Annotated in this window: 10 protein-coding genes; 7 read left to right on the plus strand and 3 right to left on the minus strand. The window is 39.0% G+C overall.

Going from position 1 to position 14,536, the window contains the following annotated elements; translation table 11 throughout:
• Positions 1–35 precede the first annotated feature (35 nt).
• Positions 36–374: a P-II family nitrogen regulator gene (locus LNM86_RS05000; protein WP_241438679.1), complete on the minus strand. Its 339-nt coding sequence runs from the start codon at positions 372–374 to the stop codon at positions 36–38.
• Positions 375–659: 285 nt separating this feature from the next.
• The gene (gene uvrA / locus LNM86_RS05005; RefSeq protein ID WP_241438680.1) at positions 660–3,560 is read right to left on the minus strand and encodes an excinuclease ABC subunit UvrA; all 2,901 of its coding nucleotides are present in this window, start codon (positions 3,558–3,560) and stop codon (positions 660–662) included.
• Positions 3,561–3,889: 329 nt separating this feature from the next.
• Between uvrA and ssb the strand changes: the two genes are divergently transcribed.
• The 7 genes from ssb to LNM86_RS05040 all read left to right on the plus strand — a co-directional run bounded on the left by ssb (position 3,890) and on the right by LNM86_RS05040 (position 12,955).
• The gene (gene ssb / locus LNM86_RS05010) at positions 3,890–4,408 is read left to right on the plus strand and encodes a single-stranded DNA-binding protein (protein WP_241438681.1); all 519 of its coding nucleotides are present in this window, start codon (positions 3,890–3,892) and stop codon (positions 4,406–4,408) included.
• Positions 4,409–4,624: 216 nt separating this feature from the next.
• Positions 4,625–7,405 (plus strand): DNA gyrase subunit A, encoded by a 2,781-nt coding sequence (gene gyrA / locus LNM86_RS05015; RefSeq protein WP_241438682.1) that lies wholly within the window; start codon positions 4,625–4,627, stop codon positions 7,403–7,405.
• Between the two features lie 24 nt (positions 7,406–7,429).
• On the plus strand, positions 7,430–7,948 hold the full coding sequence (gene coaD, locus LNM86_RS05020) for a pantetheine-phosphate adenylyltransferase (protein WP_241438683.1): 519 nt from the start codon (positions 7,430–7,432) through the stop codon (positions 7,946–7,948).
• Positions 7,938–8,531, plus strand: coding sequence for a peptidylprolyl isomerase (locus LNM86_RS05025; RefSeq protein ID WP_241438924.1), 594 nt, complete (start codon positions 7,938–7,940; stop codon positions 8,529–8,531). Before coaD ends, LNM86_RS05025 begins: the two co-directional genes overlap by 11 nt.
• 19 nt (positions 8,532–8,550) lie before the next feature.
• Positions 8,551–9,063, plus strand: coding sequence for a peptidylprolyl isomerase (locus LNM86_RS05030; RefSeq protein WP_241438684.1), 513 nt, complete (start codon positions 8,551–8,553; stop codon positions 9,061–9,063).
• An 855-nt stretch (positions 9,064–9,918) separates the two neighbouring features.
• On the plus strand, positions 9,919–11,037 hold the full coding sequence (tgt, locus tag LNM86_RS05035) for a tRNA guanosine(34) transglycosylase Tgt (RefSeq protein ID WP_241438685.1): 1,119 nt from the start codon (positions 9,919–9,921) through the stop codon (positions 11,035–11,037).
• Between the two features lie 709 nt (positions 11,038–11,746).
• Positions 11,747–12,955, plus strand: a complete 1,209-nt coding sequence (locus LNM86_RS05040; RefSeq protein ID WP_241438686.1) for an MFS transporter — start codon at positions 11,747–11,749, stop codon at positions 12,953–12,955.
• Between the two features lie 39 nt (positions 12,956–12,994).
• Here the strand turns inward: LNM86_RS05040 and LNM86_RS05045 are convergent, their stop codons facing one another.
• The gene (locus LNM86_RS05045; protein WP_241438687.1) at positions 12,995–14,419 is read right to left on the minus strand and encodes an MFS transporter; all 1,425 of its coding nucleotides are present in this window, start codon (positions 14,417–14,419) and stop codon (positions 12,995–12,997) included.
• Positions 14,420–14,536 lie beyond the last annotated feature (117 nt).

Genomic DNA, 14,536 nt, shown 5'->3' on the forward strand with positions numbered 1-14,536 from the left:
TGAGGGAGTAAAAAAGGTGCATTTGTTATTATTTCTTAAAGGGCATCGATTCCAGATTCGTCAGTCCCGATACGAATGGCATCATCAATGGAAAAAACAAAAATTTTTCCATCTCCTATATGTTTTGTTTGAGCTGCTTTACGTATAGTGTCAACGGTTTGTTCTAACTTTTCATCGGCAACAACAATTTCAATTTTTACTTTAGGTAGAAAATCAACAACATATTGAGCGCCGCGATAAAGTTCTGTATGTTCTTTTTGACGGCCAAAACCTTTGGCTTCTGTTACTGTAATACCATGTAGTCCAATTTTTTGAAGCGCTTCTTTCACTTCATCAAGTTTGAAAGGTTTGATAATGGCTTCAATCTTTTTCATGCTGAAATCATCTCCAACGTTATTTTGTCTTTTTAGACCGCATCACATTATATTGGCAACTATAAGATGTCCAACAGATACTTTGTGCACAAAAAGTCAAAAACTATTTCATTTTACGGTTTTTGGCAAAAGTTTTTTATAGTTTGGAATGAAATGATATCGTTTTTTGAAAAAAGTCTATAAAGCATAAAAATGATAGCAATGATATAGCAATGGTTAAGAGATGTTTTGTTCTTTTTTTACTGTGCTGCGCGTTTTATAAAAAGAGCTGTTGTAGAAGGGATTCTATAAAGGTCGGCGCAGCAAAACTTCTTTTAAAAATTTTCCCGTATAGGAAGAGGGGATTTGAATAATATCTTCAGGACGTCCAACCGCAACGATTTCACCACCACGGTCCCCACCTTCTGGACCTAAATCAATAATCCAGTCGGCTGTCTTAATAACTTCAAGATTATGTTCAATGACGACAACAGTGTTGCCTTGCTCGACAAGTTCGTGCAGAACTTCGAGGAGTTTCGAAATATCATGGAAATGTAAACCCGTTGTTGGTTCATCCAAAATATAGAGTGTACGTCCCGTTGTTTTGCGTGAAAGCTCTTTAGCAAGTTTTACACGTTGGGCTTCACCACCAGAAAGTGTTGTGGCTTGTTGTCCTAATTTGATATAGCCAAGACCAACTTTACTGAGAGTCTTTATTTTGTTGTGAATGGTAGGAACAGCTTGGAAAAATTCTTCCGCTTTTTCGATTGTCATATCTAAAATATCAGCGATAGATTGTCCTTTAAACTTTACTTCAAGTGTTTCTCTGTTATAGCGTTTCCCTTGGCAGACATCGCAAGTAACATAAACATCAGGGAGAAAGTGCATTTCAATTTTGATAACTCCATCACCTTGACACGCTTCGCAGCGTCCTCCCTTAACATTAAATGAAAAACGTCCTGCTTGATAACCGCGGGCTTTTGATTCTGGAAGCTCAGCAAACCATTCACGGATCGGAGTAAATGCACCTGTATAGGTTGCTGGATTAGAGCGTGGAGTACGTCCAATAGGTGCTTGGTTGATATCAATGACCTTGTCAAGAAACTCTAATCCTTCAATTTTGTCATAGCTTGCGGGGCTATGATAACTTCCCATGATATGGTGTGATGCAGCTTTAAAAAGAGTTTCAATGAGAAATGTTGATTTTCCTCCGCCCGAAACACCCGTTATGCATGTGAAGGTTCCAAGAGGAATATCCGCATTGATGTTTTTGAGGTTATTTCCTCGGGCTCCAATAACTTTAAGCTTTTTCGACTTTGATATTTTGCGTCGTTGAGCAGGGAGTGGAACAGCCATTTTTCCCGAAAGATATTGTCCCGTGAGAGAAGATGCATTTTCTATAATTTCCTGCGGTGTACCTTGCGCTATGATTTCGCCTCCATGAACGCCTGCAGCAGGACCCATATCAACCACATAGTCTGCTGTAAGAATGGCATCTTCATCATGCTCAACAACGATAACTGTGTTGCCAAGATCACGCAGATGATGCAGCATTTTCAAAAGGCGTTCATTATCGCGTTGGTGTAAGCCAATAGATGGTTCATCTAAAATATAAAGGACGCCTGTAAGACCAGAACCAATTTGAGATGCTAACCGAATACGTTGACTTTCTCCCCCTGAAAGGGTGCCTGAGTTTCGTGATAAGGTAAGATATTCGAGTCCCACATGGTTTAAAAAAGCTAAGCGTTCACGAATTTCTTTTAAAATACGTACTGCGATGTTGCGTTGTTTTTCCGTGAGATATTGATGAATATTGGCAAACCAATCATCTGCTTTTGAGATGGAAAGTTCTGATATTTGCCCAATATGCATCCCATGGATTTTAACGGCTAATGCTTCTGGTTTTAGACGATAGCCATGGCATGCTGGACAAGGTGAAGAAGACATATAATGTTCGATTTCTTCACGGGACCATGTAGAATCGGTATCCTTCCATCGCCTCTCCATATTAGGGATGATTCCTTCAAAGGAGTGAATCCTTTTATAGGCGCTTGAATCATTTTTATAAATAAAGGTGATTTCTTTGCTTTTTGTACCATAGAGAATAGCCTGTTGTGCTTCATTCGAGAGGACACACCATTGATCTGTAAGTTTAAATCCGTAAACTTTACCCAATGCTTCTAAGGTTTGGCTATAGTATGGTGAAGATAGCTTAGACCAAGGCGCTATTGCACCATTTTTTAAAGTGAGATTTTTATTTGGTATGATTTTTGCTGGGTCTACAGCTTTTTTGATGCCAAGCCCGTCGCAAAGAGGACAAGCGCCAAAAGGATTATTAAATGAAAAAAGACGGGGCTCAATTTCAGGGATAGAAAATCCAGAGATGGGACAGGAAAATTTTTCTGAAAAAACAAGCCGTTTGTGTGTTTCATTTTTCGATTTATGAGCAGATTTTTTTGTGGTTTCGTTTTCTGCTAAGGGATGGTCAGCCATTTCAGCAACTGCGATTCCATTGGCGAGCCGTAAACAGGTTTCTATACTGTCAGCTAGGCGAGAGGTCATGTCAGCGTACACAACAATGCGGTCTACGACGACATCTATGTCATGTTTATATTTTTTATCAAGAGAGGGAATATCAGGAATTTCATAAAATTGACCATCAACTTTAGCGCGTTGAAATCCTTTTTTTAAAAGCTCTGTCAGTTCTTTTTTATATTCTCCTTTTCGCCCTCGTACGAGAGGTGCCATAATAAAAATTCGCGTCCCTTCTGGTAAAGACATAATTTGATCAACCATTTGGCTTACCGTTTGGCTTTCAATAGGAAGTCCCGTAGCAGGGGAGTGAGGGGTGCCAATACGTGCAAAGAGAAGGCGCATGTAATCATAAATTTCAGTGACGGTTCCTACCGTTGAACGAGGATTACGGCTGGTTGTTTTTTGTTCAATGGATATTGCTGGAGAAAGACCATCTATGCGATCGACATCGGGTTTTTGCATGACTTCCAAAAATTGACGTGCGTAAGCGGAAAGGCTTTCAACATAGCGGCGTTGGCCTTCGGCATAAATTGTATCAAAAGCTAAAGAGGATTTGCCTGATCCAGAAAGGCCCGTGATAACAATCAGTTGGTCCCGTGGAAGATCAAGATCAATATTTTTAAGATTATGTTCACGCGCACCGCGAATGGATATGTATTTTTGTTGAGTCATATTTTATCCTTGGCATATACAAAACTGCGCATCTAAAATAGGGTATAACCGCCTTATGAAATTACAATATATTTAATTGCTTTAACAGGGATAAAGAAGGCACGTCCTATGAAAAGAAAAACACAAAGAGCAGCTTTTTTCTCTAAATGCTAGAATAAACTATGCGCGATTATCATCTTTTGTTATAATCACACGAAGTGACCTCCTAAATGAAATAGCAAAGTCTACATTGAAGGTCAATTGCAGAGGTGCAAATGAGAAGGTCTAGGTGGTAATAACTGCTGTACAACAAAAATTGTTTTGCGAATTAAGATTTTGGAGTTTATGCGATGGCTGGTAGCCTTAATAAAGTGATTTTAATTGGTAATCTTGGTGCTGATCCTGAAATTCGCCGCTTGAATTCTGGTGATCAAGTGGCAAATTTGCGTATTGCTACTTCAGAAAGCTGGCGCGATCGTAATACAAATGAACGTAAAGAGCGCACAGAGTGGCATAGTATCGTTATTTTTAACGAAAACCTTATCAGAGTTGTGGAACAATATTTAAAAAAAGGAAGCAAAATCTATATTGAAGGTCAGCTGCAAACACGCAAGTGGCAAGATCAAAATGGGAATGATCGTTATACAACAGAGGTTGTTTTGCAAAAATACCGTGGTGAATTGCAAATGCTTGATGGACGGGGTGGTGCTGGTGGAGAGCAAATGCAAGGGGCAAATCAGTCAAGCGGAAGTTATGGCGGTGGTGGTTTTGGTGACAGTTATTCTGGTCACAGAGATGATTTTGGTCAAAACAATCATCAAGCAAGAGAAGACTTTTCACATAAATTAGATGATGACGTTCCTTTTTGAGATTGCGAACAGTGTTTTTCTTCGTTGTTTGTTTCAGTTTTTTAAAGTTTAGGAAAAGAGTCCTCGTTTATTTTATCCATGATTTTTAATATACGTAAATAACATGTTGAAAATTATTGTTAAACTTTTGCCTTCGTTGCGGATGAGAAATTAGCATTTTGGCATTTTTTTCGCTATAAAGAGTAAAGTGATTCTTTATTTGAAAGTCTTGAAGCTGTGACCGATCTTACTCCACTACAAGAACGTGATGTGCTGACCGGTATTAAACCAATCAGTATTATTGATGAAATGCAACGCTCTTATCTCGATTATGCAATGAGCGTAATTGTTTCCCGTGCACTTCCTGATGTCCGTGATGGACTGAAGCCGGTTCATCGGCGTATTCTTCACGCCATGAATGAGATGGGGCTTTCTTTCAACAAACCTTATCGTAAATCTGCTGGTGTCGTTGGTGAGGTTATGGGGAAATTCCATCCTCATGGGGATGCTTCGATTTATGATGCGTTGGTGCGTATGGCACAGGACTTTTCTTTGCGAAACCCGTTGATTGATGGACAGGGGAATTTTGGTTCTGTTGATGGTGATCCGCCTGCGGCAATGCGCTATACAGAATGTCGTTTGGAAAAAGTTTCGGAAGAACTTTTAGCGGATATTGATAAAGATACCGTTGATTTTCAGGATAATTATGATGGACGTGAGCGTGAACCTGTTGTCCTACCGGCACGTTTCCCTAATCTTTTGGTTAACGGATCAGGCGGTATTGCTGTAGGAATGGCAACCAATATTCCTCCTCATAATCTTGGTGAGGTTGTTGATGGTTGTATCGCCTTGATTGATAATCCTAACATAACGCTTGATGAAATCATTAAAATTATCCCCGGTCCTGATTTTCCTACGGGGGGGATTATTTTGGGCCATTCTGGTATTCGTTCCGCCTATGAAACTGGACGTGGTTCAGTGATTATGCGTGCTAAGGTTGATATTGAAGAAATTCGCAATGGTCGACAAGCAATTATTGTCAGTGAAATACCTTATCAGGTTAATAAAGCAACAATGATTGAAAAAATGGCCGAATTGGTGCGTGATAAACGTATCGAAGGAATTTCTGATTTGCGTGATGAGTCTGATCGTGATGGCTACCGCGTTGTTATTGAACTCAAGAAGGATGTTGTTGCCGAGATCGTTTTAAATCAATTATATCGTTATACGCCCCTGCAAACTTCTTTTGGTTGCAATATGGTTGCGTTAAATGGGGGAAAACCGGAACAGATGGCGTTGCTTGATATGCTTCGTGCCTTTGTTTCTTTCCGAGAAGACGTTGTTAGTCGGCGAACGAAATATCTTTTGCGTAAAGCGCGTGAACGTGCCCATGTTTTGGTCGGTCTTGCACTTGCTGTTGCTAATATCGATGAAATTATAGCACTCATTCGCAAGGCTCCTGATCCACAAACAGCGCGTACACAATTAATGGAGCGGTGCTGGCCAGCTTTTGATGTCGCCCCTTTAATTAAACTGATTGATGATCCTCGTCATATTATCCATGATGATGGGACTTATAATTTATCTGAAGAACAGGCGCGTGCTATTTTGGAATTGCGTCTGCAAAGGTTAACGGCACTTGGGCGTGATGAAATTGCCGATGAATTGAATAAAATTGGCGTGGATATTACCGATTATCTTGATATTCTTGCGTCTCGATCACGTATTATGGGGATTGTGAAGGATGAGCTGAGTGCCCTTCGTGAGGAGTTTGCAACACCGCGACGCACTGTCTTTGGTTTTGGTAGTGCTGAGATGGATAGCGAAGATCTGATTGCTCCAGAAGATATGGTGGTGACGGTTAGTCATAGTGGCTATATTAAGCGTGTGCCTCTCAATACATACCGAGCGCAGCGTCGCGGGGGTAAGGGGCGTTCTGGTATGTCTACCAAGGATGAGGATTTTGTAACGCGACTGTTTGTGGCTAATACCCATACTCCGGTTCTTTTCTTTTCATCACGTGGAATTGTTTACAAGGAAAAAGTTTGGCGTTTACCACTTGGTACGCCCCAATCACGCGGGCGAGCTCTGATTAATTTACTTCCTTTACAGCAAGGTGAACGCATAACAACTATTATGCCTTTACCAGAAGATGAAGCGCATTGGGGTACATTGGACATTATGTTTGCAACAACGCGTGGAACTGTACGTCGTAATAAATTATCAGATTTTGTTCAGGTGAATCGTAATGGCAAAATTGCCATGAAACTTGATGAAGAGGGAGATGAAATTCTTTCTGTTGAAACTTGTACAGAACATGATGATGTTGTTTTAACAACGGCTAATGGACAATGTATTCGTTTTCCAGTTGTTGATGTTCGTGTTTTTGTCGGGCGTAATTCGGTGGGGGTCCGTGGCATTAATTTGGCAGACGGTGATAAGGTTATTTCGATGACACTCTTAGAGCATGTTGAGGCGACTTCGGTTGAACGTTCCGCTTATATCAAACGTGTGATGAATGAACGGCGTGCTGCTGGTGCCGATGCTGAAGATATTGTAACTCTTGAGGAAGAAGATGAGGGAAGCGAAACAGAGTTAACAGATGAGCGCTATGCAGAGCTTCAGGCGCGTGAGCAGATGCTTTTAACAGTGAGTGAATTTGGTTATGGAAAACGGTCTTCCTCCTATGAATTTCGCATTTCTGGACGTGGTGGAAAAGGAATTCGTGCAACAGATCCATCTAAGACAGCTGGAATTGGTAAATTGGTAGCGGCTTTCCCAGTGAAAGCACAAGATCAAATTATGTTGGTCTCAGACGGTGGACAACTCATTCGTGTCCCTGTGGAGGGTATTCGTATAGCAGGTCGTTCAACAAAAGGGGTCACAATTTTTAATACAGCTGAGGGTGAAAAAGTCGTATCGGTTGAACGTATTTCTGAATCTGAAGATGATGATCATCAATTAGATGATGTCTCTGAAAAATATCCTGATACGGTTGATGAAAGCACAGAGAAATAATTTTCAAGGGGGCGAAGTGAAACGATGAAAATTGCTCTTTATGCTGGTTCTTTTGACCCTCTTACAAATGGTCATCTTGATGTTTTGCGGGGCAGTCTGGTTTTGGCTGATAAGCTTATTGTCGCTATAGGTGTACAGGCTAAAAAAAAACCACTTTTTACTTTTGAAGAGCGTGTTGATTTAATTACTGAAGTAGGAAAAGATTTGTTAAATGTGGGGACTGATCGGTTGCAGGTGCTTTCATTTGATTCTCTTTTGATTGATAAGGCTCAAGAGATTGGTGCTTCATTTCTTATTCGTGGATTACGTGATGGTACTGACCTTGATTATGAAATGCAAATGGCGGGGATGAATGCTATCATGGCTCCTCAATTACAAACTGTCTTTTTGCCGGCAAGCGTTTCTGGACGCGTCATTACCTCTACATTGGTTCGTCAGGTCGCTTCTATGGGGGGGGATGTCGCGTCCTTTGTGCCTGCAAATGTTGCGAAAGCTTTACGTTTAAAATTTTTATCTGTAAAGGAAGATGATGATGTCTCTTAGAATTTTTGCTCTTTTGACGTGTCTTTTTTGTTTTTTTTCCTTGAGTGCTGGTGCAGATGATTCTAACATAACCGATGATGCAAATGTCCTCATTTTATCTCTTAAAAAGGGTGACGTGTTTATTCGTCTTCGTCCTGATTTGGCACCAAAACATGTTTTGCAAATCAAGAGATTAACAAAGGAAGGTGCATACAATAATGTTGTCTTTCACCGTGTTATTCCAGGTTTTATGGCACAGACTGGTGATGTTCAATTTGGAAAAAAAGGCAGTGCAGATTTTGATGCTAAACGTGTTGGGAGTGGTGCTTCCAATTATCCCAATATACCAGCAGAATTTTCAAAGCAGCCCTTTAAGCGTGGTACCGTTGGGATGGCACGAGCACAAGATAAAAATTCCGCAAATTCTCAATTCTTTATTTGTTTTGATGATGCTCCTTTTTTAAACGGTCAGTATACTGTCGTTGGAGAGGTTATAAAGGGAATGGACGTTGTTGATACAATTAAAAAAGGCACCACAAGTAATAATGGATCTGTAAAAGATCCCGATGTTATTAATGCTGCCACTTTACAAGCTGATAGATGAGTCAAAGGAGTTTAGCCGTATGACTGAGATTAAAGATTTAGAAAATACCTTAATTCTTGAAACAACAAAGGGGAGAGTTGTTATTGGGCTTTTTGCTGATTTAGCGCCTAGTCACGTTGCACGTATTAAAGAGCTTGTGCGTGAAGGTGCTTATGATAATGTTGTTTTTCATCGTGTTATTGATGGTTTTATGGCTCAAACGGGAGATGTGCAATTTGGAAAAAAGGATGGCACCGAATTTAATTTATCACGTGTCGGTATGGGGGGCTCAAAGAAGCCTAATTTGACAGCAGAGTTTTCAAATCTTTCTCATAAGCGTGGTACAGTTTCGATGGCGCGTAGCCAGAATCCAAACTCTGCTAATTCACAGTTTTTTATTTGTTTTGCAGATGCTCCTTGGCTTGATCGTCAATATTCCATATGGGGACAAGTTATTGAAGGTATGGAAAATATCGATAAAATTAAGCGTGGTGAACCTGTTATAGAACCTGATACAATCATTAAAGCGACAATCGCTGCCGATGCAAAATAGTATAAATTATACGTGTTTTAATTTTAAGCACGTTGAGTGAAGATATTCTGGTCTGATTGTTGTCTTCAGTGTAGTAGAGATCAGTTGTTATGTCTTGGAATCTAGAGGTTTGGAGACTAAAAGATGTGTGTGATTCTCTATGTTTTATTTGTATGAGGTTTTCTTATTTATCAGTGCTATTCGGTATACGGATGTGATCTTTGCATTTGTTTGCCATTTTAATAGTTGTATTGCTATATAACTAAAACATGAATGGCCGATTGCATTCTCTTAACTATAGGATCTATAGCTTCTTACAGTTGTTCTCCGTTTTATGTATGTGTTTTGAATTTTATATTTTTGTATAAATGGGTTTGAAGAGGCAAAGAGCTAGGATAATTCTTTGTCTTGAGAAACCTTTAAAAGCAGATGAGAATGCTTCTGCATTTACCTCTTCTGACTTCATTGAATAAGGGTCGTTCTAGGTTTGAGTGTTATGGTTGTTCGTTGTACGTAAGAACAAGATGTTTTGTTGTTGCTTATGCTATTATAGCTTTCGATTTTTTGCTTAAATTATATTGGTTATACGAAGTAAGATCGTTGTTGTTTGAACAACGATTTTAGAACAGTGGTGTATAGAAATATAAAGGATATGTTGTTGGTCTATCAGATGTTTTGGGGAAATAAGATTATTGCTTTACTTATGATGATTGTTTGGTAACAAAATTTTATTTACTCTATTCAATTCTTTTATACTGATTACAGTATTGAGCGAATCGAAGGTCAATCCATAAAACTTATGAAGGTGCCATAAGAAAAGGTGTAACTTTTCTTTTTATGGCGATATGAATTTGTAGAATCAAAAAGATAAGAGTGATGATAAAGACATTTCATTATAGAAAAATTGCTCAAGATGGATGTGCGCGTCGTGGTGAAATTATAACGAGTCGTGGGAGTGTTCGTACACCCGCATTTATGCCTGTTGGTACGGCAGGAACTGTTAAAGCCATGTATATGGATCAGATACGTGCTCTTGGTGCAGACATTATTTTGGGCAATACTTATCATTTAATGTTGCGTCCTGGAGCAGAGCGTGTTGCTCGTTTGGGAGGATTGCATGAATTTTCACGTTGGTCTGGACCCATTTTAACCGACTCTGGCGGATTTCAAGTTATGTCATTGGCGGGAATTCGTAAAATTACCGAACAAAATGTTATTTTTCGTTCTTACATTAATGGCGCATATTATGAAATGAGTCCGGAGCGTTCTATTGAAATCCAAGGGCTTCTTAATTCTGATATTCAGATGCAGTTGGATCAATGTATTGCACTACCTGCTCGTGAAAAAGAAATAGAAGCTGCTATGGAACTTTCATTGCGGTGGGCACAGCGTTGTAAAACAGTTTTTGGGAATCAACCAGAAAAAGCATTGTTTGGTATTGTTCAGGGGGGGGATAATATGAAACTGCGTGAACGTTCTGCACAAGCGTTGAAAGAGATGGATTTGAAAGGTTATGCTATTGGGGGGCTTGCCGTTGGCGAACCACAGAGTGTGATGACAGCCGTGTTGGATGTTACTTGTCCAATTTTACCAGAGGATAAACCACGCTATCTCATGGGGGTAGGAACACCTGATGATATTTTACACAGTGTTGCTCGTGGTATTGACATGTTTGATTGTGTTCTACCGACCCGTGCGGGACGCCATGGTTTAGCTTTTACGCGTTTTGGTAGAATTAATTTGCGAAATGCGCGTTATGCAGAGGATCCCCATCCCCTTGATCCACAGTCTCTTTGTCCCGCTGCATATGATTATAGTTGTGCTTATTTACATCATTTGATCAAATCTGGTGAGTCTCTTGGTGGTATGTTGTTGACTTGGAACAATCTCTTTTATTATCAGCAGCTTATGCAAGGAATTCGTGATGCTATTGAAGAAGGGTGCTATAGTGACTTTTGCGCTGAAACACGTGCTTTATGGAAGAAAGGACGTTAAAGCGTTGATTGTAATGAACAACATTTGCTTTTTTCATGTTACTTAATTCATTTTATCTTAAGAGCTTTTGCTAAAAATGAAGCCAGAAATGTCTTTTAGACATATACAATTGTAATTGATCTAAAATAAGCGTCTCGTTTGTTGGTATATGTTCTTTTTTTGACTGTAATAATCAACAGAAACTGTTACTCCGGTACGCGCTACCTGATCCGGAGAGAAACAGTTTGTTCCTGATGGTTGTTTAGATCAACAATGTTAATGAGGGGTTAGCAAATCCTTAAGGAAGTATGAAAATTGCATTTTTATAGGGTGATTTCTATTTTTTATCCTTAAACAATCAAGTTATAACAAAGGCTGTCTTCTTTAGCAGTAGGTATGAAGGTGTTTTTTTTGAATTGAAGGTTTAAAAATGCAAACATTTGATACAGTGCTAAGCTTATCTTTTCTGATCATGATATTTTCATAACGGATGTTTTATTTAAGCTATAGAATATTGTCGATTTCATGCATCTAAAGAACAAATTTTATTTGTTAAAGTGGATATTTTGATATCTCACGACAAAAGAAAACGAAAAGCGTTTTTATTGTAGAAGATGTTTTAATATTTTATTGGGTTTTATTGGAAATTTTTAGAAAGCAATATAAGAAGACTCTGCGTTTATTTCTACCATATTACAGATATTTATGATTAAAGTATCACTCTATAGAAATGAAAAAGATGAGGGATTCTGATAGAAAAGACATTCTTGCTTTAGGCATTGATTTGAGAACACGCTATTTGGCAAATTTCGCTCTTGCCGTCGGGAGCTTTGCTATCGGTACTGCGGAATTTGTTGCGATGGGGTTACAGCCAGAAATGGCACGAAGTTCATCTGTTGATATTCCTACCGCTGGTCAATATATTTCTGCTTATGCATTGGGTATTGTGATTGGAGCGCCTCTTTTAGCTGTTGTGACAGCTCAGTTATCACGTAAAATTGTGCTGATAGGACTAATGTTTTTTTATGCGCTGGCAAATATTGCCAGTGCTTTTTGTTCTGATTTTAGCGTATTAGTAGCGTTGCGGTTTATCAGTGGTTTTCCTCATGGTATCTATTTCGGTCTTGCAACTTTGGTTGCCGCTTCGATGGTAGAAATGAAAGAACGTTCCAAAGCTGTTGGGAATGTTATGCTTGGTTTAACAATTGCGACCGTTTTGGGAGCGCCGAGTGCAACTTGGATTGGTCAACTTGTTGGTTGGCAGATTGCTTTTGTCCTTGTTGGTGCTATTTCTTTATTATGTTGTTTGCTTGTTTGGAAATTTTTACCTTCGGGTTTGAAGATTGCAAAAACAAGTCCTCTACGTGAACTTGGTGCCTTAAAGCAAAAGCAAGTGTGGTTTCTCTTGATGATGGTTTCTGTTGGAGCTTCAGGATTATTTTCTGTTTTCACTTATATTAAGTCAACATTAATGCATATTTCTGGTGTTTCGCTTGATTTTGTGCCATTTATTATGCCGCTAGTTGGATTTGGTATGGTGATAGGGAATCTTTTAGGACCTAAATTAGCAGTGAAAATTGGCATTTCACCATTAATATTTTTTTCGATGCTTTGGAGTACATTTGTTTTTTTTCTTTTTTTCTTTTTATCCCATACTCCATTAACAGCTGCATTAGGATGTTTTTTTGTTGGTACTTCTTTTGCAGCTATGCCTTCTATACAAACAAAAATTATGGATATCACTCTTCATGGGCAGATTTTGGCAGGAGCATTAATGCAGTCTGCTTTTAATATTGCCAACGCTCTTGGCGCAGAATCTGGAGCATGGGTTTTGAGATTGGGCTATAGTTATGAATATACCGCTATTGCGGGGGGGATTTTAACTTTATGGGGTTTACTGATTTTTTGCTTCTCATGCTATATGGAAAAGTATGATTGACATTTTTTGCTTTTGAGAGAAAATATTGTTTCATTTAATTCAGTGCTTTGATTGTCCTATGGGATTTTTTAATATGCGATAGGAAACGCGTAGAGCAAATGGAATACCAAGGCAAAATAAAAAACTGATCAGTACGGCAAGAAGAGTTTTAGCAGCTGAAATCATTCCTATTATTCCTCCCGGATTAAAGAGACCAGCGAAATTTGTGATTGTTCCTGCAAGTGTTGCACTTAACGCAGCGGAAAAGAGCTGTACAGAGGTAAGTGATTCGCTAGCACGTAGAGCATCCTCATTGTTTGCAGATTGTAAGATCCGTGTTAACAAATGCGGCCAAGCTATGCCTGCGCTAATCCCGATAGCAAATAATGCTAAGCAAATGATAAAAATATGTTCAGATGTAGAATCTTTCATTGGAATAAGCCATAAAAGACTGCTTATACCTAAAAGACTTAATATTGGTGAATAGACGATGATGCTGCGAACTTTTTGGGAGGATACTCCAGCGCTTGATAAGGAACCACATGTCCAACCCAAGCTTGTGAGTGATGCTATATAACCGGCAATAAGCGGGGTTTGTCCATGAAGCTCTTGAAGAAAAAGTGGAAAGTAAAGCTCCATGCTATACACCACTGTCGTCATAACGAGTATCAAGACATAAATAGGAAAAAACTCAGAGGAGACTGAAAAGGATTTATGCGGCAACATGGGGTGAAGTGTGGATTTTTCAACTTTTGCTAGAACAAGGAAAAGGATCAATCCGATAATTAATCCACAGATTTGCACAATTTTGGTATTTATAGCACCACAAGCAGAAATAATAAAAATTAACAAAATAAGTATGAAAAGTTGTAAGAGAGGAAGAGGGGATGTTGGAATCTTTCTTTTATTTTCTTTTGGTAAAACTTTAAGAGCTATGAGAGAGAAAATTATTGCTAATGTGCCAATGATCCAAAAGGATGCTCTCCATGCGCCATAATATACAGAAATGCCACCAATAGCTGGTCCTAGCAAGGTTGATATTCCCCACATCCCAGAGATAATACTCAACGCATGAGACCATAGAGATGGACTAAAGGCAAGACGCACCATAGAATAGGATAGGGATAGTAAAGAACCGCTTCCAAATCCTTGAATAAAACGCCCTAGTAAAAATAATGGCATAGTTGAAGCCATACTGCATATGAAGGTACCAACAGTAAAAATGAAACCAGAGATTAAATAAGCTTTACGAGGACCTATTTTTTCTAATATTTTTGTTGCAAGTGAAGTTCCAAGGAGTGACGCTGTAATAAAAACAGTTGCCACCCAAGAATAATACAGCTCTCCCATTTCGCTCATAAGAGAGGGTAAAATAGTAATAACAATATAAACGTTCGTAGCATGTAATATAACACCGCCTGTAAACGTTAAAAAGCGAATACCATTTTTACCCAATAAAAGTGCAGACCAGCTTTTTTGTTCCACTGTTTTTGCTATTTAGTAAAGAGTTGACTTCTTCTCTTTATAAGGTAGTTATTTGAATTTGCCAAGAAAAGATTCAAAGCTCTCCTTTTGTAGAGCTTTGAAATTTTAGTAAAGTTA

The sequence above is a fragment of the Bartonella machadoae genome, from assembly GCF_022559585.1.
In the GTDB taxonomy this organism is placed as follows: Bacteria; Pseudomonadota; Alphaproteobacteria; order Rhizobiales; family Rhizobiaceae; genus Bartonella; species Bartonella machadoae.